The organism is Lampropedia puyangensis (assembly GCF_004833285.1).
Classification (GTDB): domain Bacteria; phylum Pseudomonadota; class Gammaproteobacteria; order Burkholderiales; family Burkholderiaceae_C; genus Lampropedia; species Lampropedia puyangensis.
This window is the reverse complement of sequence record NZ_STFG01000010.1, coordinates 100870-121925: the sequence shown is the minus strand read 5'-3', so window position 1 is coordinate 121925 and position 21056 is coordinate 100870. Positions and strand designations below refer to the sequence as shown.

Here is a 21056-nt window from a genome sequence, read left to right as displayed (position 1 = left end):
CGCTGTTGTGAGGGCTGGAGGGAGCGGTGTTGCCGCTTTTTTAGCAGGGCAACCACCTCTAACCAAAAAGGACAGTGTGATGCATGCATTCAAAAGCAATAAAAAATTGCTAAACCAGTCTTCCATTGACGTGGTCATGGCTGGACAAGTCAGCCGCAGGCAAGCGTTAAGGGCTGTGACGGCCGCAGCATTGCTGGTCAGTGGCACGGGTGCTGGGCCGTTGCAGGCGCAAACACCAGCGGCAGCTTCAAAAGGCGTCCGTGTGCTGCGCATTGGCAATCAGAAGGGCTTGCTCAGCTTGCTCAAGGCACGGGGGACTTTGGAGCAAAAACTCGCGCCACTGGGCGTGCGTGTCACATGGACTGAGTTCAATGCCGGGCCGGTGCAGTTGGAGGCACTGAATGTGGGGTCAATCGATTTTGGTGATGTGGGTGAGGCGCCTCCCATTTTTGCGCAAGCAGCAGGCGCGCCTTTGGCTTACGTGGCCTCTAGTCCTCCACGACCCCAACTCGAAGCGCTGATCGTGCCCAAGGATTCGCCCATCCAGTCGGTGGCAGACCTCAAAGGCAAGCGACTGGCCTTTAATAAAGGCTCGAATGTGCAGTTCTTTTTAGTGAAGTTGTTGGAAAAACATGGCTTGAAGTATTCCGATGTGCAGCCGGTGTTTTTGCCCCCAGCAGATGCGCGCGCGGCGTTTGAGCGTGGCTCGGTCGATGGATGGCTGATCTGGGATCCGTTCTTGGCGGCGGCTGAAGTGACGCTACAGGCGCGGCAAATAGCCAATGCCACGGATGTGGTGAACAACCGTGGGTATTACTTCTCTTCTTTGTCGTATGCAAAAGAGAACGCCGATGTAATTGGCGTGGCGATTGAGGAACTCAATGCCATTGATTTATGGGCTCGAGACCATCGCGATGCTGCGGCTCAAGAGTTGGCGGCAATTTTTGGTTTGCCGCTGACCGTGGTTCAACGGTACTTGAATCGCGGAGAGTTCGGGGTGCTGCCGATTACCCCTGAGGTTTTGGATGAGCAGCAACAAATTGCTGACACATTTTTGGGGCTCAAGCTGATTCCCAAGCCGTTGAACCTGCGCGATGCCGCGGTGTGAAAACTGACGCCACTGAATGGCTCTGCATGCATCCATTGACACCCATTTGTTCAAACGTGCTGGCACTCATGCCAAGCGCTTTAAGAAAAGAAACTGATCATGTCTATTTTTTGGTTTATTCCAACGCATGGCGATAGCCGTTACCTGGGCACAGCAAAAGGTTCGCGCAATCTGGATTTGAAGTACCTGCAGCAAGTGGCTACAGCGGCAGATAATTTGGGGTATGAAGGGGTGCTCATTCCCACCGGGCGTTCGTGTGAAGACCCGTGGGTGGTCGCTTCGGCATTGCTGCCGGTAACGCAGCGTTTGAAATTTTTGGTTGCAGTGCGGCCCGGCTTGCACCAGCCTGCGCTGGCTGCGCGCATGGCTGCAACGTTTGACCGACTCTCGGGTGGACGTTTGCTGGTGAATTTGGTCACGGGTGGCAGTGAAGAAGAGTTGGCTGGGGATGGCCTGTTTCTCAACCACGCGCAGCGCTACGAGGAATCTGCTGAATTCATCCGGATCTGGCGGGAAATACTCAGCCACAGCCACTCGGGACAACCGTATGACTACGATGGACAGTATTTAAGCGTTAAAGGTGCGCGCCTGCTGTACCCCCCGCTGCAAAAGCCTTATCCGCCTGTTTTTTTTGGAGGATCATCGGATGCCGCGCATGACTTGGCCGCAGAGCAAGTCGATACTTATCTGACATGGGGCGAACCGCCAGCGGCAGTGGCAGAGAAGCTCGCCGATGTGCGCAATCGTGCGGCGAAATTGGGGCGTAGTTTGCGCTACGGTATCCGCCTGCACGTGATTGTGCGCGAGACGGAGGAGGCTGCATGGCGTGCGGCTGAAGAGTTGATTAGCCATGTCTCTGATGACACGGTCGCTACGGCGCATGCGGCTTTTGCACGAATGGATTCTGTGGGGCAGCAGCGTATGGCAGCACTGCACAAGGGGCGCACGGGTAAAACGCGCGCTGATCTTGAAATTAGTCCGAATCTCTGGGCAGGTGTAGGACTGGTGCGCGGCGGCGCTGGTACGGCTTTGGTGGGGAGTGCTGAGCAGGTGGCTGAGCGCATTCGTGAATATGCCAGCTTAGGGGTCGAGCATTTTGTGCTGTCAGGCTATCCACATTTGGAAGAGTCATACCGCTTTGCTGAATTGGTCTTTCCTTTGCTGCCAAAGAGTTTGCATGTGCCACTTCAAGACCGGCCAGACTTCAGCATCGGAGAGGTGGTTGCTAATCTGTACACACCCAAAGTGGCACAAAGCTGAGGGTGTTTGTGATGTGATTCCAAGGCGAAGTGCAATGCCTATTGTCAGGAGTGTCCATGAAATCCCACGTCCAAGAATTGTCGACATCGGCCATTCCTTCTCTGCCGGATGCACCGTTTGATCGGCAACCATTTTTTAAAAAAGCAGTGGCTGCGCTAGGCCAATTACTTTTATCCATTCGTGCCGGCGCTTGGGTGCCGTGGCTGGTGCCGTTAGCGTTGGTGCTGGTATGGCAACTGGCTTCTAGTGCTGGCTGGCTTTCTTCGCGTGTGTTGCCTTCGCCCTGGCATGTGCTGCAGGCATTTTGGACTTTGGCGCAATCGGGTGAGCTGTTCACGCACGTGGCCATCAGCACGCAACGTGCGCTGGTGGGGCTGGCTATTGGTGGCGGGCTGGGTTTGGCATTTGGCTTGCTCAATGGTTCAGCGAAATGGAGTGATGCCCTGTTTGATTCCAGCATTCAGATGGTGCGCAATATTCCTCCGCTTGCGATGATCCCGTTGGTGATTTTGTGGTTTGGCATCGATGAGGCAGCTAAGCTTTTTTTGATTGCGTTGGCTGTTTTCTTTCCTGTCTATATCAACACCTACCACGGCATTAAAAGCGTAGACCCCGGTTTGGTTGAGATGGGGCGTGCCTACGGATTAACGCGTTGGCAGTTGTACTGGCAAGTGGTGCTGCCGGGGGCTTTGTCGTCAATTTTGGTGGGACTTCGGTTTTCGCTTGGTTTGATGTGGGTAATTTTGATTGTGGCCGAGACCATTTCATCGCAATCAGGCATTGGCTACCTGACGATGAATGCGCGTGAGTTTCTTCAAACGGATATCGTATTGGTAGGCATTTTGCTGTATGCCATTTTGGGGAAGTTGGCCGATTGGTTGTCACGTGTATTGGAAAAGCGCTTGTTGCGTTGGAACCCCAACTACCGCTGAAGGAGAGGTTTTGCATGAAAAAAATCGAGCGATTGGCGGACGATTTTGTTTCTGGCTTGCGTTGTTGGAGTGACAACGCGTTGAATGCATTGCATTGTTATGCAGCACTTGATGCGCCTTCAGCACATTCTGTTGAGAAAAGAGGCTCCATCCCTTCTGTTCAAACCATCTCTGGCCTTGATTCTTCGCAGAATTCTGAGCCTTCAACGCCTCCCGTAAGGGGCGTGCGGCTTCAGTTGCTACAGGTAAGTAAGCATTTTGGTGATCGTGAGGTGCTCAAGCCCATTGATCTGCTGGTTGAGCCAGGTGAGTTCGTGGCCATTGTGGGGCGCAGTGGATGTGGCAAAAGCACGTTGCTTCGTCTGGTCGCGGGCTTGGAACATGCCAGTCAAGGCCAGTTATTGCTGGATGGGGCAGCCCAAAATGGCCTGAACGAGCAGACCCGCATCATGTTTCAAGATGCGCGCTTGTTGCCCTGGAAATCGGTCTTGGAGAATGTGGCGTTGGGGCTGCCAAAAACGCAGCGATCACACGCGCTGCATGTGTTAGCCCAAGTTGGCTTGGCTGATCGCGCCCAGGACTGGCCCTCCAACCTTTCTGGCGGACAACGCCAACGTGTCGCATTGGCCCGCGCATTAGTGCACCAACCCCAGTTGTTGTTGCTGGATGAGCCTTTGGGCGCATTGGATGCATTGACGCGTATTGAAATGCATGCGTTGATCGAAAACCTGTGGAGTCAACTGGGTTTTACGGCCTTATTGGTAACCCATGATGTGCAGGAAGCAGTGGCTTTAGCCGATCGGGTTTTGCTGATTGAAGATGGCGCAATTGCATTAGACCAACGTATTGATTTGCCACACCCACGAGTGCGTGGAAGTACGGGTTTTGCGAATCTGGAAAAACAGTTGCTCGACCGTGTCTTGGCCCGATCCGGTGCAGTAAACGAGGCGATACCTTCGCATGATGTAGTGCCAACCCGCTGGCAATGGGCTATTTGATTTTTTAAGGAGTTTGACGATGTCTATTCAAGCAATCAATGTACGAAACCAGTTCAAAGGGCACATCAAGGAGATCATTCGCGGGGATGTGCTTTCAGAAATCGATGTGCAAACGCCCTGGGGGATTGTGACCTCTGTGATTACGACCCGCTCCGTTGATGAGTTGGCGTTGCAGGTGGGCTCCGAGGTCGTGGCTTTGGTGAAGTCGACTGAGGTCTCAATCGCCAAACTGTAAGTGTTTGCAGGTGCCGTATTCGGTAGACATTCCCCATTGAAGTATCGTCGCGGCCCTGCACAAGTACTTCTCATAAGACCAAAAGGGTAAAGCCGCAAGCATCGGGAGCTGAACCCCGACACTTGCGGCTTTTGCTTGATGGCAGCGAGTTACCGCATGCTTGACGGGCGCATTAATTGCGGAATAGATCCATGATTTGGTTGCGTTCAGCCTCAGAGGGCGCTGTATAGCTGCCTGTTGCGGAGTCATCAAACAGGCTTTCCATTCCAATGCTGGCAATACCCTTGCCGCTTGAAAACTCATCGTAGGCCCAATCACCACCACTGCGGTTAACCCCTTTGGGTGGTTTGATTTCTTCTACCGGAATGTCTTTCAGCGCGTGTTGCATGAACTGTACCCAGATTGGCAAAGCCAATCCACCGCCAGTTTCACGGCTGCCTAAGTCACGCGGGTTGTCATATCCTACCCATGCAACGGCTGTCAGTGATGGTTGGAAACCTGCAAACCAGGCATCATAAGCGTCGTTGGTGGTACCTGTTTTTCCATAGATATCAGGACGCTTGAGGCCTACACGGGCACGCGCTCCTGTGCCTGAACGGATGACCTCTTGCAACAGACTGCTGGTAATGAAGGCATTGCGTGGATCAATGGCTTGCGGCATGTCTTTAATCGGCTTTGGTTCAGTCTGGGAAAGCACACGCCCTCGAGAATCTGTCACGCGTTCAATCAACCAGGGATCAACACGGTGGCCACCGTTGGCAAACACAGCATAAGCCGTTGTCATTTGCAATGGCGTGGCTTCGCCAGAACCCAGGGCCATTGGCAGCACAGGGACAATGCGATTGGCATCGAACCCAAAGCGGGTAGCCCACTCTTGTGCTTTTTTAGGACCAATGGCTTGAATCAAACGAACCGAGGCGATGTTTTTCGATCGTGCAAGTGAGGTGCGCATACTTAAAGCACCATCGAATTTGCGATCGTAATTGCGTGGCTCCCACGCTTTACTGCCCGTGATGGACGCAGGGAAATAAATCGGTGCATCCGCAATGATGGTTGCTGGAGTAAAACCATCTTGCAGCGCTGCTGAATAAATAAAAGGTTTGAATGCTGAGCCAGTTTGACGCCAAGCCTGTGTGACGTGGTTGAACTTGTTCTTGTTGTAGTCAAACCCCCCAACCAATGCTTTGATGGCACCGGTATTGGATTCCATCGCCACAAATGCACCTTCAACCTCTGGCAATTGGGTCATTTCCCATCCATCCTTGGATGTCTTCATGATGCGCACAATCGCACCGCGACGAATCTTGATGTTGGCCGTGGCTTTATCGGCTAAGCCGGATTGAACGGGGCGCAAACCATCTCCTGTGATGGATATGCGCGTGCCATCAGCACGAATCACATCCACTTTTTGACGATTCGCCTCAAGCACTACTGCTGATAAAAGTTCGCCATTGTCTGGGTGTGTAGACAATGCTTTATCGATCACATCTTCCTGCTCTTCAAGGTTGTCTGGCAAATTGACAAAATTCTCTGGCCCACGATAGTGTTGCCGTTTTTCATAGTTCATGATTCCAGTGCGAAGAGCTTGGTAAGCAGCCTCCTGGTCTGAGAGTTCAATCGTTGTGTAAACGTTCAGGCCGCGTGTGTTGGCTTCATCACCATAGCGTTCCACCATGGCTTGACGGACCATTTCGGCAACAAATTCAGCGCGAACAGGAAATGTGTTGGGGCCACGCCTGACATAAAGTTTTTGTGCTTCTTTTCTGGCTTCTTCAGCTTGGGCGGCTGTAATAAAGCCATTTTCCAGCATCCTGTTGATGATGTGGAGTTGGCGAATGCGTGCACGTTCAGGTCTTCTGATCGGGTTATAAACAGATGGCGCGACAGGGAGCCCAGCGAGCATGGCTGCTTCAGCGATGGTGATTTCTTCCAAGGGCTTGCCGAAATACACCTCTGATGCAGCGGAAAAGCCATAGGCTCTGTTGCCTAGAAAAATCTGGTTCATGTAGATTTCCAGAATTTCATTCTTGGAGAGCAAATGCTCCATCTTGATGGTGAGCAGCACTTCATACAATTTACGAGTGAAGGTGCGTTCAGAGGAGAGATACATATTGCGGGCCACTTGCATTGAAATGGTCGATGCGCCTTGACTGCGCAGGTCTTTCAAGTTGGCCAGTGCTGCGCGTGCAATGCCTCGGAAGTCAATTCCGCTGTGCTCATAAAAACGCGCATCTTCTGCTGCCAGCAGCGCGTCTTTCATCACTTGTGGTATGTCTTCAATAGGGGTGAGCTTGCGCCTTTCCTCTCCAAACTCACCTATGAGAGCTCCCTCTGCAGAGTACACTCTCAACGGCAGTTTAGGCCGATAGTCAGCCAAGTCTGATACATCAGGCAATTGTGGGTAAATAGTAGCAATAGCCACGACAACGAGCGCTGCCGCTATGGCTGCACCAGCAATTGCGAGGCCCAAACCCCAGTAAATTAGCCGGATAAACCAGTGCCGTTGGATTTTTGGCTGATTGCGTTTAGAGTGCGGCCCGTCTTGATGACGGCGCGCACTAGTGTTGCGAGGCGAGTCAGAAGTCATGATGGATACTGAGAGAGCAAACCCTGTTTTATCTAGTTTTTGTTGTGGGTTTAACTAAAGATTTATCGAGCAAGGATACAACACAATCGTTTGCTTAAATATTAATGACAGTCTCGTATTCTTTTGACAACAAGGCTTAAACTTACAGCTTAACTTATTCTTTTCATTCAGTTGGCATGCTGATAGGATGCGTGTCAAATTGTACGTTTTGTTGCTCTTAATTAACGTGTAAATAAGGGGTTATTGTGGGTTCTCCGAGATCATTGTTCGGTTCTAGGCAACAGCCCATGCTGGGGATTGACATCAGTGCATCCAGTTTGAAGCTCGTTGAGCTGGGGGGCTCGCGTGACGGGAAAGTTACGGTTGAACGTGCTGCCATTGAGCGACTGGAAAAAGGCTGGGTCAGCGAAGGCAACATCGAAAACTTCGATGAAGTGGCAGAAGCGCTGCGCAGGTTGGTGAAGAAAAGCGGGACGAAAACCCGGCGTGCTGCATTTGCTCTTCCATCGTCTTCAGTCATTACACGAAAAATCGTTCTGCCAGCAGGTCTGTCTGATGAAGAGCTGGAAATCCAAGTTGAGTCCGAGGCGAGTCATTACATTCCATTTTCCTTGGATGAGGTGAGCTTAGATTTTTGTGTCGTTGGGGCGTCAAAAAATTCCTCGGATGATGTAGAAATTTTGATTGCGGCATCCCGAAAAGACAAGGTTCAAGACAGACAAGGTTTGGCTGAGGCTGCTGGACTGACTGCAGCTGTGCTGGACATTGAGTCCTACGCATCGCATGTTGCCATAGCCCGCTTGGCTAAAGGCTGGCCAAAATCATCGGAGCAACCTTTGGTTGCTTTGGTTGAGGTTGGGGGCGCCAGTAGTAATTTGCTTGTGACGCAGGGTGATGAAATCCTTTTTGAGCGCGAACAATCATTTGGCGGTGCACAGCTTACCCAGGCCATTGCTCGTCACTATGGAATATCAGCTGAGGAAGCTGAAAATAAAAAACGCAATGCTGACTTGCCAGAAGATTTTCCAGTCGCTGTACTGCGCCCTTATGTGAGTGGTTTGACACAAGAAATTGCCCGAGCATTGCAGCTTTTTTATACCAGTTCCCAGTTCAATGCTGTTGATCGCATTCTTTTGGCTGGAGGTGGGAGTTCTGTCGCTGGGCTTGCTGCTGCGGTGACGCAAGCAACAGAAACAGCCTGTCAAGTGGTCAGTCCTTTTGAGGGGATGGAGATGGGGGGGGGCGTACGCATGAAAAATATCATGAAAGAGGCCTCCACCTATTTGACTGCTACGGGCTTGGCTTTGCGGAGATTTGATTGATGATTCGGATAAATTTATTGCCCCATCGCGAGGAAGCTAAAAAAGTTAAGAAAAATGCTTTTTTTGCTTCTTTAGGTTTTTCTGGTTTGGTTGGCGTTTTGATGGTTGGTTTAGGGTATATGTATTTTCAGTATCTTATTTCTGATCAGGAGAATGCAAATCAATTGATTCGGACTGAGAATGCCCGGTTGAAAGAGAAGATTAAAGAAGTTGTCTCTATTGAGCAAGAGATTTCAGCACTGAAGGCAAGGCAAAAAGCTGTAGAGGATTTGCAGTCCGAGCGCAATACGCCTGTCGAACTTTTTAACCAAGTGGCAAATAAAATACCGAATGGTAGTTATATTTCATCGTTGAAAAAAGTTGGGACTCAGGTTTCTCTTTTGGGGGTTGCGCAGTCGAATCAGACAGTTTCTGATTTGCTGAAGGTTGTATCTGATGAGATGCCATGGAACTCGAAGCCACAGTTGATTGAGACAAAATCTAAATCGATGGATTTCGGTTCTGGAAGATTTGGCCGTGTTTACGATTTCTCGATGAACTTCTTGTTGAGTCCTGTTGCTAAGCAAGATTAATTTTTAAAGTGAGATTGATCGATGAATAAATGGCTGTCGCAATTTCAGCAAACCAGTGGTCGAGACCCTTGGGTTTGGCCTATTGTTCCGCGCTTGTTTTTGTTTTTCTTTGTTGCGATTTTTGTTGCAGTTTTATTATGGTTTTTGTGGCTTTCTGGTTTTAGAGATGAACTAGATGCTTCTCGTGCAACTGAGTTAAGTTTGAGGCAGGATTTTAGTCGTGACTATAAGAAGGCGATTAACCTCGATGCGTTGAAGAAGCAAAAAGAGCAAGTTATCGAGTATGTGAATCTTTTGGAGAAGCAGCTTCCTAATCAGGCTGAGATGGCGGCTCTATTGTCTGATATTAACCAGGCGGGTATTGGTCGGGGGTTGCAATTTGATGTTTTTAAGCCGGGAGCACCTCAGGTTAAGGAATATTATGCGGAACAGCCAATTGAAATATCGGTGACTGGATCCTATGATGCGATTGCTCAGTTTGCATCGGATGTCGCCCATTTGTCTAGGATCGTGACGATTGGTGATCTTGATTTGTCTAAGTCTTCACAGGGAAACTTGCTTTCCATGAGGGCGGGAATAAAAACTTATCGCTACTTGAGTTTGGAAGAGCAGCAGCGCACGAAGAATTCAAAATAAAAAGTAATAACTTATGTGGTATAGGAATTAAATTTCATGATTAAAAGGTTTTTGCACTTTTCTCTTATGCTGCTGATGGCTGTTTTTGCTTCTGGTTGCGTGGAGTCCCGGGAGGATGAGGTGCTTTCTTGGATGGCACGAGAAAAAAGTCAAGCCGTTCCGAGAGTGGCTCCCTTGCAAGCTCCTACAGTATTTGTTCCTGCAGACTATGATGCCGCACAAGTAGAAGACCCTTTTTCTGTTGCTAAATTAGCAAGAATTTTTGCGCAAGAGAAAGTTAAGGGTGATAACAGCCTCATTGCAATGCATATCAATCGCCGTAAGGAAGTTTTAGAAGCTTACCCCTTGGACTCCATAAAGATGGTTGGATTTATGGAGAAAGAAGGGCGGCCGACAGCACTGCTTGAAGTTGAACAACATTTATATCAAGTTAATGTAGGTAGTTATTTGGGACAGAACTACGGGAAAATTGAGGATATATCTGAATCGCAGTTGCAGTTGCATGAGGTGGTGCAAGATGCGACGGGGGAATGGTCCGAAAGATCAACGTTGCTGGAACTGCAAGAGTAAAGGAATAAGAGAATGTGCGAAAAAAAACTCACAAAATATACGCCGCTAATAAAAACTTTAATTTTTGTTGGCTGTGTTTCATCTGTTTTAAATGCCTTCGCTGTTGATATCGTCTCTGTGTCTGGGGCTCAGCGGGATGGGCGAGAGTTGGTTCAAATTCAACTTGATCAGCCGATTGATTTTGATCCAGTTGCTTTTGTTGTTCAGTCTCCTGCTCGTATATCTTTAGATTTTCCATCGGTTAACGTCAAGTCTGGCAGGCAAAATGTTGAGGTGAATCAAGGGAATTTGCGTTCAATCCATGCCATTGAGTCAGGGGATCGTTCTCGTGTGGTACTTAATTTGCGTGAAACTGCTACATACCAGATTCAACGCTCAGGTAATACAGTATCCGTGTTGCTGAATTCCAACTCGGTTGGCCATTCTGTGGCTAGTAAGAGCTTGGGTGTAGGTCATTCAGATAAGCTCCAATCGGTACAGTCGGCTCAGAATAGTTTGCAGAATTTGGATTTTCGTAAAGGCGTTGATGGTGCTGGGCGAGTTATTCTCAGTATGCCTGGTGATGCTTCTGATGTTGACCTGCGTCAAGAGGGGCGGAAAATTGTTCTCGAAATTCCAAACTCTACACTTTCAGCCGCGCTTCGAAATCGATTGGATGTCACTGATTTCGGGACGCCAGTTCAATTTTTGCAAGCTAGGCAAGTAGGCAATTCAACGCTGGTGGAGGTCGAAGTTAGCGGTGATTGGACGCAAAGTGCCTATCAAGCGGATGGTCAGTACGTGCTCGAGGTTCGCAAGGTTGAGCCTGATCCGACTAAATTGACGCAAGGGGTTGGCTTTTCTGGCGAAAAGCTATCTTTGAATTTTCAGAATATTGAGATTCGATCTTTGCTGCAAGTCATTGCAGATTTTACCAACTTCAATATCGTGACTTCTGATTCTGTTCAGGGGTCATTAACGCTGCGTTTGCAAGATGTACCTTGGGATCAGGCATTGCAAATTATTCTCGACTCGAAAAGTTTAGGGTACGAGAAGAATGGAAATGTCTTATGGGTTGCCCCAAAGGATGAACTTGATGCGCGACGACAAAAGGATTTCGAGGCTAAGTTGGCTTTAGAGAAGTTGGAGCCGCTTAGGACGCAGATTTTTCAACTCAATTATGCAAGATCTGAGTATATAGCAGAGCAATTGATTTCCTCTAATTCTTCTGGAAGCACAGACCAACGAAATAATCGTTTCCTGACTGAGAGAGGCTCAGCCATTGCTGAGAAAAGAACCAATCAGTTGTTTGTGACTGATACCCCTTCACGGCTTGAAGAAGTCGCACGGCTGATAGCCAGTTGGGATATTCCTGTGCGTCAAGTGTTGATTGAGGCCCGCATTGTAGAGGCTACGGATAATTTTGGCCGTAACCTTGGTGTTCGCCTGGGTGGTAATGATCTGCGCGCTGAACGAGGAGGGGAAGGTGGTTACAACATCGGAGGGGATAACCGTGTTGTGATTGGCGGTAACTACGGCAATGTGCTGACGAGTTCAGGAGCAGGTTCAGGATCTAGTAGTTCAGGGCAATTTTTTAATTTTGGAGCTTCTGGTATTGGTAATACTGCTGCTGCAAGTTTTGCATTGTCAATTTTTAATTCTGCAGCCAATCGTTTTCTGAATTTGGAATTGTCGGCTTTAGAGAGTACTGGTGAGGGACGTGTGATATCTAGCCCACGAATAGTGACTGCAGACCAAGTTGAGGCATTTATTGAGCAAGGTACCGAAATTCCCTACACATCGACAGCGCCCAATGGTGCAACAACTGTGGAGTTCAAAAAAGCAGTGATGCGATTGGGGGTTACGCCACAAATTACCCCTGAAGGTAATGTGATTCTCGATCTGGAAGTGAATAAAGATAGTCCTACTATTTCTGGCGATACAGTTTCTATTGATACCAAAAAGGTGACAACACAGGTTTTGGTTGAAAATGGTGGGACAGTCGTGATTGGCGGTATTTTTGAGTTGATTGAATCAACCGGCGAAACAAAAGTACCATTTCTTGGTGATTTGCCTATTGCTGGGCGTTTATTTAAATCGACCACCCGAACTACACAAAAGAGTGAATTGATGGTGTTTATCACACCTAAGATCGTGACAGATCAAAATACAATGCGGCGTTGATTGTGAAGTATTGAATTGGATAGGTTTAAGGAGTTTTTGATGAGCTTATATGGATTGAAAAAGGGATGTGTACTTGGTGCCGTCTCTGCAATAACTTTGCTGCTCGGAGCATGTGGCGGTGGCGGTGGAAGTGGCGGGAGTAATCCTAATCAGCCCTACGATTTGACGTTGCGTGCCGAAACACGTGCTGATGGCACTCCTAAAGTTGAGCTGCCTTTGAATCTGATGCACGTTGGACCAAATATTTCTGCGAAGGATGGTCCATTCACTACAGCACTTTATATTGATGCAATTACTGCAAATCGACCTGTCCCTAGTGGTGATTTTGCTTGTGCGATCGTGGAAGGCCTTGAGGTAGGCGCTCTTTATTATCTAAACGGAGAAGATCCTAAGGATGAAAATGACAATATTATGGCTAGCCGTAGTATTGTTTTGGGGGCGAACTCTGGTTCTGCTAGTTTCCACTTTCATGCGTCTAATAGTGCGGGTACCGCAAAAATTCGTTGTACGCTCGAAAATAACCAAGATCGTGTAGCAGAAATCTCCATTAAGGTGGGAGACTACGGTGGAAATCCGTCCGGTAGTTATATCGAGACCACTGAGGTTGGTGGTATGGGATATATGCTGACGCAAAATGTGGTTGCGGGAACAACAGGTATTACCAAGCAGCTGACGATGCAGTCTTCAGTGTTTGATGATTTCGGTCAACCCGTATCTAAGCCAACTGGCAATAATGTGCGTGTCACCATTTTGCCAACTAGTGCTGCTGGCAATGGCGCTAGTTTGAGGGCTGGTGGCACGGCTAGCGGGAAATCAATTCTGGTTCCAACTGTGACTGGACGTGCAACGTATACGGTAGTTAGCGGAAATCAGCCAGGGCGTATCGATCTGTTGGTCGAGGCTGATCGTGCGGACAATAATGTTGATAACGGTATTCAGGAAGCGGTGACGCATCGTGCTGTTGTCTGGGCTTTGGATCATATTCCTGACTTCACTGCGCCTTCGGCACTGGTTTTTGAAGATGCCACTTACACAGCGCATTTGAATCGACCGTTTTCAGAAGTCTTGAATGCGGCCGGTGGTATTCCTCCATATCTATGGAGTGTTGGCAATGGTACTTTGCCTGCTGGTCTGACCTTGGGTAGCAACGGAGTTATTTCTGGCACGCCAACGACTCTTGGTTCCAATCGTATCAAAATGGTGGTTAGTGATTCTGCTGCGAATACCTTCCCATTCCCTGCTAACCAACGGGTGACAGCCAATATCACCATTAATGTTGAGCCATACGATAGTGGTTTGGCGATTGTTTGCACTGGTGGTGCTGAAGCAACGGATACCTGTGCAATGGCGAACGCATCTGTTGGAATTGCCTATTTGCAGGCCTTGTCTGCCAAGGGCGGAACCGGTACTTACACGTGGTCTGTTTCTGAGTTGCCGAGCTTCTTGAGCTTTGATGCAACCAACGCGCAAATTCGTTCTAACCGAGCATTGACGTGTGATGATTTGAATGTGACCGTCACGACAACAAATCCAGAACCGCCTGCAACTCCAGTGACCACAACGACTTACACTGACCGTGGATATGGCTTTTTAGTTACGTTGACATCGGGTACTGAAAGTATTTCAACCATGGCACGGTTTACCCTGAACCGCAATGGTGCTGTCTGTAATTAAGGGATGAGCAAGTCAAAGTCAATCTAGTTGAGTATTGGCTATGTTGAAAAGCCTCTAGATGTGATCGTCTAGAGGCTTTTTTCTGAGACTTATATAGCCGCTTAGACGCGGAGCAACCGCCGTTTCTCTGATTACACGCTTCGCACGCGCGGTAATGGTGGGTGTGTTTTGAGGTAGGTCATGATGCCAGCCGCAATGGCATCGGCTAGTTTGGCTTGATGGGATGTTGAGCGCAGGAGCTGCTCTTCACTTCGGTTACTGATGAAGCCTGTTTCCACCAAGATGCTGGGTGTGTCAGGGTTGCGCAGTACTGCGAAGTTTGCTTGCTCAACTTTATTGCCGCGTACGCGCGTGTATTTGGCAATTTCTTGTCGCATGAGCGCACCCAAAATAAGACTGTCGCGAATTTGGGCTGAAATACTCATGTCTGCCAACGTGCTTTGCACATGGCGATCAGCGTTGTTGATATTGAGCCCGCCAATAGCATCCGAGAGGTTTTCCTTTTCGGCCAGCAAGCGCGCGGCAGTGCTGGTGGCACCCCGTTGACTGAGTGCATAGACGCTGGCGCCATTGGCGCTAAAGTTTTCTGCTGCATCAGCGTGGATGCTGACAAAGAGGTCGGCTTGCACGCGCCGGGTTCTTTCAACACGCGAGGCCAACGGCACAAAAAAATCTCGGTCGCGCGTCATAAATGCTTGCAGAGGAACCCCATTGACGCGGGATCGATTGAGTCGGTCTCGAACCTGCTGTGCAATGGCCAGCACCACGTGTTTCTCAAAAGTTTTGGCTTGGCCAATGGCGCCAGGGTCTTCGCCGCCGTGCCCGGGGTCAAGCGCGACAATATAAATGCGGTCTGTTTGTTTACTGGTCGCAGGAGCGCTTGGTGCGGGCCTGGGCGGCGGCGCTGGAACGGGGGCTGGCGGCGGCGGTACAGGCGCAGGTGTAGGGCTGGGAGCAGGCGGCGGTGGCTTAGGGCTTGGTGGTGGTGTGGATGATCCGTGCTGTTCAAACCATCCATCTAAAGAATCAGACCCTGTTGGGGCTGGGGCTGGCGTAGGCGGCGCAGGCTCTGCTGATGGATGGCTGGCCGCTGTATCAGGTGCTTCCGCAATGGTTTTGAGGCGTTCCTCAATCAACTGCTGCATCGGGTCAATCGCACGTGCAGGGTATAAGTCAAACACTAGCCTATACCGGTAAGGCGCAATAGGCTTAAGCGTGAAGACTTCTGGGCGAACGTTTTGTTTCAGGTCGAGCACCATGCGAACGATGGTGGGAGAGTTCTGCGCAATGCGGATGGCTGCAATGTTGGGATCGTCAGCCTGCACGCGTGTTTCCATATTGCGCAGTTCTGGGCCAAGGAGAAGATTTTTGATGTCGACGAACAAGCGCGGGGGCTGGTCTTTGGCAAAGTCGTAAGTGGCCTCAAGCTCTTCGTCAGACTCAATCGTTACACGCGAGTATTCTGGTGCTGGCCAAATCCGAACGGCAACAATGCCATTTTTCTTGCCTTTCTCAGCGGTGGTGGGTTGATGGCGTTGGCTGATTTGTGCCATTGCAACATGCTCAACACTCAAGGCGCAAAGCAGTACACTGGCTCGCAGCATGCTGCGGCGATTGACGGGTGCATTTGGCGCGGGGCATGTCGCCATATCCGTTGGGTGTTGTGCGGCAGTGGTCACTATGCTGTGCAATGCGTGATCGGGACTGGCCTGATTGGCTATGGGGTGCGAGGCGTTTACTGAGCGCATTTCAGCACACTTTCTGCGAGCTGCTGGCCTGCGGCAGAGTGCGCGGTGAGGCGTACTTGGCGTTGCTGCGCGGAGGTTGGCAGGAATTCAAAAGATAGGGTGAGGTCTGGTGCGTCCAAAAGTTCCCCAGCCTTCTGGGGCCATTCAATGAGCTTCAATCCTGGGCCTTGGACGGTTTCTTGCAAACCCGACTCCAACCATTCTTGAGGGGCTTCCAGCCGATATAAATCAAAGTGGTATGCCTCAAAAGAATGGTCGTCTAGCTCGTATTGTTCAAGCAAAGCGTAAGTGGGGCTTTTGATGCGACCTTGTACGCCAAGCGCGCGCAACAAATACCGTGTCCAGGTGGTCTTTCCTGCCCCCAAGTTGCCATATAAGTGAATGCTTAATTGTGCCAATGCATGCGCCTGACTGGCAAAACACTGCGCCAATTGCGCGGTATCTTCTTCAGTCATGAGGCGTAATGTGGCGGTTGACGTGGGTGAAGTCACAAAACAAAACAGCAGCGAAAGAGTGATCGGACGGAGGCAATCGTGCAGCTCCGGCACGATCTGCCCCAAGTGTAACGACTGTGGCGCGCGCGCAGTGCGTAGCACCTACAATTTCACCGGATGACGACAAAGCTTGACACATATTCGCTGCTGGAAAAAATCCGCAGCTGGGCTCGCGAGTTGGGTTTTTCCCAGATTGGCGTAGCTGGTGTCGACCTAGCTGATGCAGAAGCGGGGTTGCTGGCCTGGCTTGAGCAAGGCTTTCACGGTCAGATGGATTACATGCAGCGTCATGGCTTGATGCGCGCACGCCCTGCAGAACTGGTGCCGGGCACTGTTAGCGTGTTGACTGCCCGCATGGATTATTTACCGCCTGATACATCAGCCCAATGGCAGGCGCAGGAATGGGCACGTCAGATTGATGCGCAACAGGCCGTGGTGTCTGTTTATGCACGAGGGCGTGATTACCACAAGGTGCTGCGCAATCGTTTGCAAAAGCTGGCGATGCAGATTCAGGAGGAGATCGGTCCGCTGGGCCATCGGGTGTTTACCGATTCAGCGCCTGTGTTGGAAGCAGAGTTGGCCAAACGCAGTGGTTTGGGCTGGCGTGGTAAGCATACGCTGGTGCTTTCGCGGGATGCGGGATCAATGTTCTTTCTGGGGGAGATTTTTCTGGATATTGCCTTGCCAGAAACTGCCGCTACGAGTGCACATTGCGGCCAATGCAGCGCCTGCATACAAGCATGCCCAACACAGGCGATTGTGGCGCCAGGGCAAGTCGATGCCAGACTTTGCATTTCCTATTTGACGATTGAGTATGCAGGGGTGATCGATACCGCTTTGCGGCCATTGATCGGCAACCACCTCTATGGCTGTGACGATTGTCAGTTGGCTTGCCCGTGGAATAAATTTGCTAAACCAGCCAAGTTGGTTGATTTTCAGGCGCGTGCGTCTTGGCAAAAAAATGATTTATTGGAGTTCCTTGGCTGGAGTGAAGCGCAATTTTTACGTTATACCGAAGGCAGCCCCATTCGACGCATTGGTTTTGAACGCTGGCAGCGCAACTTGGCCGTGGTCTGTGGCAATGCATTGCGGCAAGAAACACTTGTATATGCGCATCGTGAAGTTATTTGCAGACAATTGCATGCGTGGTTGGCTGATGCGCAAACCAGTGCAGTGGTGCGCGAGCATATTGAATGGGCGCTGCAGCAAGCGCCAGAGCCTGTGTGCCAGGCGGGTGTGGAGGAGGAGTGAGGCATGATCAAAATACTGTTGGTAGAAGATGAGGCACAACTGGCCCATTGGTTGCTTAAGGCACTGGCACGTCAGGAGGGGTTTGCGGTCGATTGGGTGGCTGATGGTCTATTGGCCGATAGGCGTTTGGAGCTAGAGGAGTTCGACGCCGTCGTTCTCGACTTAGGTTTGCCTGGAATTGATGGTGCCACAGTCTTGGCGCGTATGCGGGGCAGAGATGACCGTACACCAGTGATTGTGCTGACTGCGCGAGATTCACTGGCGCAGCGTGTTGGGCTATTGCAAGAAGGGGCTGATGACTTTTTGCCCAAACCTTTTCAGCTGGAAGAGTTGGAGGCGCGCTTGCAAGCACTGGTTCGTCGCAGTAGAGGTCGGCAGTTTGAGCGCATGGCTTGTGCCAATTTGCTCTATGACTTGAGCAGCCAACGTTTTTCCGTTGAGGGCGAGGTGCTGGCCTTGACGCCCCGTGAGCATGCCGTGATGCGGGTGCTGATCCAGAAAAGTGGGGAGCCGGTTGCCAAACAGGCCATACTCGACCGCATCTTGCCCGAAGACGGAGATATCAGCTTGGAAGCGGTTGAGGTCATCGTGCATCGGTTGCGTAAAAAACTGCAGGTGAGCCAAGCGCATATCATCACCATGCGGGGCTTGGGCTATTGTCTGGAGGCCATCGAGTGAGCGGCCGTTTGTCTGGGGCAGCGCATGGCGCTATCCGAGGACGCTGGCAGGCGTTGAGTCTTAAGGCGCGATTGTTGTGCTCGATCGTGCCTATCGTGGTAGTGGGCAGCATGGTTGATATCTGGAGCTCGACCTTGCTGCTGCGGCAGCAAGCGCAAGAGGCGTATGACCGCGCCTTGGCTGGCGTGGTGCGTGTTATTGATCTCAATATCTCAACAGAAAGTGGTGGCTTGGCATTGGCGCAGCCTTACCAATTGCTTGAAATGTTTGAGCTGACGGCTACGGGCAATGTTTTTTACCGTGTGGCTACGGAAGATGGTTTAGCTGATATTGGTTTTGCCACTATGCCTACGCCTCAAACTTTACCGCCATCAGGTGTGCTGCATTTTTACGATGCCGCCTATTTAGATGGTGAAGAAGTGCGGGTTGCTATGTTGATTCGCCCAATGGATCCGCCTTTGCTGGCTGGTGGCGCAGATCAGCGTGTGATTGTGCAGGTGGCTGAAAGCCTTAGTGAACGTGACCGCTACACCTCACGAATGGTGTGGCGCAGTGTGGGGCGCGATGCTGTGGTGCTATTGCTTTTGGTGGCGGCCTTGCTGTTAGGTGTATTTGTGGCGTTTCGCCCGTTACAGCGTTTGCAGCGCGAGATGACGCATCGTGACGAGGATGATTTACGCCCCATTTCTCGCCAGGGGATTCCTGAAGAAGTGGTGCCATTGGTCGATGCTATTAATGGCCACATCGCACGCTTTACCCAGCATGCGCATATGCAGCGCCAGTTTCTCGATGATGCATCTCATCAGTTACGCACCCCATTGGCAACGCTGCGCACTGGGGTTGACTATGCACTTCGTGAAAGCGACCCGCAAGAATTGCGTGCGGCACTGCTGGCGATGCGCTCGGGTCTGGATCGGGCTGAACGTGTGACCAACCAAATGCTGTCCTTGGCCAAGGTTCACGATGCCAGTCTGACGGTTCCCACGCAGTCTGCTGAACGATTTGAATTAGGGGCTTTGCTGGAGGAGTGTGTGCGGCTGATGCTGCCAGCAGCTAAAGCTAAGCGTTTGGATTACGGCTTGGAGGTGCCGGACAACAAAGTGCAGATGCGCGGCATGCGCCTGTTGCTGCAGGAGGCCATATTGAACCTCTTAGACAATGCCATCAAGTACACGCCAGCGCGTGGCACGGTCATCGCGAGGCTTGACATCCGTCAAGGTCAAGTTTGTGTGATCGTGGAGGACAGTGGCCCAGGCATGAGTGAAATTGATATCCAACAAGCAGGGGTGCGTTTTCGCCGTGGGGCTGCAGGCAAGGCCAATAACGGCGCGGGTTTGGGCTTGGCGATTGTTGGGGCAATTGTGCGCGCTCACCAAGGGGAAATGCGCCTGATGTCGCCTGTACGCACAAATGGATTGCTGGTGGAATTGGTGTTTTTCCTAGGTCTTAAAAATGCATTTTGCACCGTTTTGGTGCGTGATTGAAAGCTTTCTGTAAGCCTTGGTGCGATACCTTCAAGCGGTTGAATCACCGCCATTTTTTAGCAAGAAAAAAGCTTGTTTAAGTGGCGGTTTTTTGAGGGATGCGGCGGCTGTGTGCGTATGGGCTTATCCATGCATACGAAGACAAGCCCGCATGCGCCATAAACAGCAGATGACTAAGGAGACTTTCATCATGACAAAAAACACTTTTGCTCCCCGCCAATGGCTTGTAGCACTGCAGCGTCGCACCAGCACAGCACTGACCGTCACGGTCAGTGCTGGCTTGTTGGCATTGAGCTTTACTGCCCCTGCTGCGCAGGCGGAACCTCGCCGGCCTGAATGTGTTGCGCCAGCACAGCCGGGGGGCGGTTTTGATTTGACATGTCGCTTAACGCAATCGGCATTGAAAGAAAGTGGTGTTTTGAAGAGCCCGTTGCGCATTGTGTATATGCCAGGTGGCGTAGGTGCGGTGGCTTACAACAACATCGTGGCGCAACGCCCGAGTGAAGGCGGCTCTATTGTGGCTTTCTCTGGTGGTTCTTTGTTGAATCTGGCGCAAGGTAAGTTTGGTCGTTACACGGTAGACGACGTGCGTTGGCTGGCTGCTGTCGGAGCTGACTACGGCGTGGCAGTGGTGCGTGAGGATTCCCCTTTTCAAAGCTTGCCAGAGCTGATGAATGCTTTGAAGGAAGACCCCACCAAAGTGGTGTTCGGTGCTGGTGGCACTGTGGGTAGCCAAGACTGGATGAAGGCCGCGTTGACAGCCAAAGCTGCAGGGGTGGATTTCCGCCGTATGCGTTTTGTGGCTTTTGAAGGCGGTGGTGAAGGGATCACCGCTTTGCGCGGCAACCATATCCAAGCGTATATGGGCGATGCCGCTGAAGCGGTGACAATGATGGAAGGCGGCTCGCCGATCAAGATTTTGGCTGTGTTCCATAGCGAACGCTTGCCAGGCCGCTTGGCAGACGTTCCTACAGCCAAAGAGCAAGGTTTTGATATCGAGTGGCCCATTATTCGCGGCTTCTACTTGGGCCCTAAAGTCTCTGATGAAGATTACAACTGGTGGGTCGAATCCTTCAAAACCACCATGGCCAGCGAAGCATTTGCCAAACTGCAAGCACAGCAGGGCTTGTTTCCATTCAGTCTGACTGGTACTGAACTGGATGCTTACGTCAAAAAGCAAGTCACGGAATACGGCGAGCTGGCCAAATCTTTTGGCTTGATCAAGTAATTCCTCATCGTTCAACTATGGCGTACAAGGTGTGATGGGCTGCCAAAACAGCGCCGTCATACCGGCTTCCTGCTGAATGTAAAAGCCAGCGCTGTGCGTTCGGTGCGCGCGTTTGG

At 50.8% G+C, this 21056-nt stretch carries 18 protein-coding genes; 15 read left to right on the top strand and 3 right to left on the bottom strand.

Translation table 11 applies throughout. From position 1 onward, the window contains the following. The first annotated feature begins 136 nt into the window (after positions 1–136). From E9531_RS10510 to E9531_RS10490, 5 genes are all read left to right on the top strand, one after another. Positions 137–1108, top strand: a complete 972-nt coding sequence (locus E9531_RS10510) for a sulfonate ABC transporter substrate-binding protein (protein ID WP_136573727.1) — start codon at positions 137–139, stop codon at positions 1106–1108. Positions 1109–1207: 99 nt separating this feature from the next. Beyond that, positions 1208–2368 (top strand): FMNH2-dependent alkanesulfonate monooxygenase, encoded by a 1161-nt coding sequence (gene ssuD, locus E9531_RS10505; protein ID WP_136573707.1) that lies wholly within the window; start codon positions 1208–1210, stop codon positions 2366–2368. Positions 2369–2424: 56 nt separating this feature from the next. Beyond that, entirely contained in the window at positions 2425–3300 is an 876-nt protein-coding gene (ssuC, locus tag E9531_RS10500) for an aliphatic sulfonate ABC transporter permease SsuC (RefSeq protein WP_136573706.1), read from the top strand. A 14-nt stretch (positions 3301–3314) separates the two neighbouring features. Continuing rightward, the gene (locus E9531_RS10495) at positions 3315–4298 is read left to right on the top strand and encodes an ATP-binding cassette domain-containing protein (protein ID WP_136573705.1); all 984 of its coding nucleotides are present in this window, start codon (positions 3315–3317) and stop codon (positions 4296–4298) included. Between the two features lie 19 nt (positions 4299–4317). Next, positions 4318–4533 (top strand): TOBE domain-containing protein, encoded by a 216-nt coding sequence (locus tag E9531_RS10490; protein ID WP_136573704.1) that lies wholly within the window; start codon positions 4318–4320, stop codon positions 4531–4533. 172 nt (positions 4534–4705) lie between these two features. On the opposite strand, the gene E9531_RS10485 is transcribed toward E9531_RS10490, so the two are convergent. Next, positions 4706–7120 carry a penicillin-binding protein 1A gene (locus E9531_RS10485; protein ID WP_136573703.1) on the bottom strand — a complete coding sequence of 805 codons (2415 nt, stop codon included), beginning with the start codon at positions 7118–7120 and terminating at the stop codon, positions 4706–4708. A 287-nt stretch (positions 7121–7407) separates the two neighbouring features. Here E9531_RS10485 and E9531_RS10480 point away from each other — a divergent pair, with 287 nt between their 5' ends. Genes E9531_RS10480 through E9531_RS10455 form a run of 6 tightly spaced genes read left to right on the top strand, consistent with a single transcriptional unit; the run spans position 7408 to position 14057 of the window. Then, positions 7408–8442, top strand: a complete 1035-nt coding sequence (locus E9531_RS10480; RefSeq protein ID WP_425293577.1) for a pilus assembly protein PilM — start codon at positions 7408–7410, stop codon at positions 8440–8442. Further along, positions 8442–9014 carry a PilN domain-containing protein gene (locus E9531_RS10475; RefSeq protein ID WP_136573701.1) on the top strand — a complete coding sequence of 191 codons (573 nt, stop codon included), beginning with the start codon at positions 8442–8444 and terminating at the stop codon, positions 9012–9014. The genes E9531_RS10480 and E9531_RS10475 overlap by 1 nt, the downstream gene beginning before the upstream one ends. 21 nt (positions 9015–9035) lie before the next feature. After that, complete coding sequence (locus tag E9531_RS10470; protein WP_136573700.1) at positions 9036–9650, top strand: type IV pilus inner membrane component PilO; 615 nt, start codon at positions 9036–9038, stop codon at positions 9648–9650. Positions 9651–9686: 36 nt separating this feature from the next. Further along, positions 9687–10220, top strand: coding sequence for a pilus assembly protein PilP (locus E9531_RS10465; protein WP_136573699.1), 534 nt, complete (start codon positions 9687–9689; stop codon positions 10218–10220). Between the two features lie 12 nt (positions 10221–10232). Continuing rightward, positions 10233–12383: a type IV pilus secretin PilQ gene (locus tag E9531_RS10460; RefSeq protein WP_136573698.1), complete on the top strand. Its 2151-nt coding sequence runs from the start codon at positions 10233–10235 to the stop codon at positions 12381–12383. A 39-nt stretch (positions 12384–12422) separates the two neighbouring features. Continuing rightward, positions 12423–14057 carry an Ig domain-containing protein gene (locus E9531_RS10455; protein WP_136573697.1) on the top strand — a complete coding sequence of 545 codons (1635 nt, stop codon included), beginning with the start codon at positions 12423–12425 and terminating at the stop codon, positions 14055–14057. Positions 14058–14188: 131 nt separating this feature from the next. Here the strand turns inward: E9531_RS10455 and E9531_RS10450 are convergent, their stop codons facing one another. Together E9531_RS10450 and tsaE are read right to left on the bottom strand one after the other, a co-directional pair. Further along, complete coding sequence (locus E9531_RS10450) at positions 14189–15706, bottom strand: N-acetylmuramoyl-L-alanine amidase (RefSeq protein ID WP_136573726.1); 1518 nt, start codon at positions 15704–15706, stop codon at positions 14189–14191. Between the two features lie 86 nt (positions 15707–15792). Continuing rightward, positions 15793–16260: a tRNA (adenosine(37)-N6)-threonylcarbamoyltransferase complex ATPase subunit type 1 TsaE gene (tsaE, locus tag E9531_RS10445; protein WP_136573696.1), complete on the bottom strand. Its 468-nt coding sequence runs from the start codon at positions 16258–16260 to the stop codon at positions 15793–15795. A 156-nt stretch (positions 16261–16416) separates the two neighbouring features. Here tsaE and queG point away from each other — a divergent pair, with 156 nt between their 5' ends. The 4 genes from queG (at position 16417) to E9531_RS10425 (ending at position 20940) form a co-directional block, all read left to right on the top strand. After that, positions 16417–17550: a tRNA epoxyqueuosine(34) reductase QueG gene (queG, locus tag E9531_RS10440; protein WP_211343416.1), complete on the top strand. Its 1134-nt coding sequence runs from the start codon at positions 16417–16419 to the stop codon at positions 17548–17550. A gap of 6 nt (positions 17551–17556) precedes the next feature. Beyond that, positions 17557–18228, top strand: coding sequence for a response regulator (locus E9531_RS10435; RefSeq protein ID WP_136573724.1), 672 nt, complete (start codon positions 17557–17559; stop codon positions 18226–18228). 110 nt (positions 18229–18338) lie between these two features. Next, a complete protein-coding gene (locus E9531_RS10430; protein WP_425293581.1) occupies positions 18339–19712 on the top strand; it encodes a sensor histidine kinase in 1374 nt (457 codons plus the stop codon). A gap of 190 nt (positions 19713–19902) precedes the next feature. Then, entirely contained in the window at positions 19903–20940 is a 1038-nt protein-coding gene (locus E9531_RS10425) for a Bug family tripartite tricarboxylate transporter substrate binding protein (protein ID WP_136573694.1), read from the top strand. The last annotated feature ends 116 nt before the right edge of the window (positions 20941–21056 follow it).

Excerpts from the sequence above, each read along its gene's own strand:
- ssuD (WP_136573707.1), top strand. The coding sequence starts at position 1,208 with ATGTCTATTTTTTGGTTTATTCCAACGCATGGCGATAGCCGTTACCTG.
- E9531_RS10460 (WP_136573698.1), top strand. The coding sequence starts at position 10,233 with ATGTGCGAAAAAAAACTCACAAAATATACGCCGCTAATAAAAACTTTA.
- E9531_RS10465 (WP_136573699.1), top strand. The coding sequence starts at position 9,687 with ATGATTAAAAGGTTTTTGCACTTTTCTCTTATGCTGCTGATGGCTGTT.
- E9531_RS10490 (WP_136573704.1), top strand. The coding sequence starts at position 4,318 with ATGTCTATTCAAGCAATCAATGTACGAAACCAGTTCAAAGGGCACATC.
- queG (WP_211343416.1), top strand. The coding sequence starts at position 16,417 with ATGACGACAAAGCTTGACACATATTCGCTGCTGGAAAAAATCCGCAGC.
- E9531_RS10480 (WP_425293577.1), top strand. The coding sequence starts at position 7,408 with ATGCTGGGGATTGACATCAGTGCATCCAGTTTGAAGCTCGTTGAGCTG.
- E9531_RS10450 (WP_136573726.1), bottom strand. The coding sequence starts at position 15,706 with ATGGCGACATGCCCCGCGCCAAATGCACCCGTCAATCGCCGCAGCATG.
- E9531_RS10470 (WP_136573700.1), top strand. The coding sequence starts at position 9,036 with ATGAATAAATGGCTGTCGCAATTTCAGCAAACCAGTGGTCGAGACCCT.
- tsaE (WP_136573696.1), bottom strand. The coding sequence starts at position 16,260 with ATGACTGAAGAAGATACCGCGCAATTGGCGCAGTGTTTTGCCAGTCAG.
- E9531_RS10475 (WP_136573701.1), top strand. The coding sequence starts at position 8,442 with ATGATTCGGATAAATTTATTGCCCCATCGCGAGGAAGCTAAAAAAGTT.
- E9531_RS10455 (WP_136573697.1), top strand. The coding sequence starts at position 12,423 with ATGAGCTTATATGGATTGAAAAAGGGATGTGTACTTGGTGCCGTCTCT.
- ssuC (WP_136573706.1), top strand. The coding sequence starts at position 2,425 with ATGAAATCCCACGTCCAAGAATTGTCGACATCGGCCATTCCTTCTCTG.
- E9531_RS10425 (WP_136573694.1), top strand. The coding sequence starts at position 19,903 with ATGACAAAAAACACTTTTGCTCCCCGCCAATGGCTTGTAGCACTGCAG.
- E9531_RS10485 (WP_136573703.1), bottom strand. The coding sequence starts at position 7,120 with ATGACTTCTGACTCGCCTCGCAACACTAGTGCGCGCCGTCATCAAGAC.
- E9531_RS10510 (WP_136573727.1), top strand. The coding sequence starts at position 137 with ATGGCTGGACAAGTCAGCCGCAGGCAAGCGTTAAGGGCTGTGACGGCC.
- E9531_RS10430 (WP_425293581.1), top strand. The coding sequence starts at position 18,339 with ATGGTTGATATCTGGAGCTCGACCTTGCTGCTGCGGCAGCAAGCGCAA.
- E9531_RS10495 (WP_136573705.1), top strand. The coding sequence starts at position 3,315 with ATGAAAAAAATCGAGCGATTGGCGGACGATTTTGTTTCTGGCTTGCGT.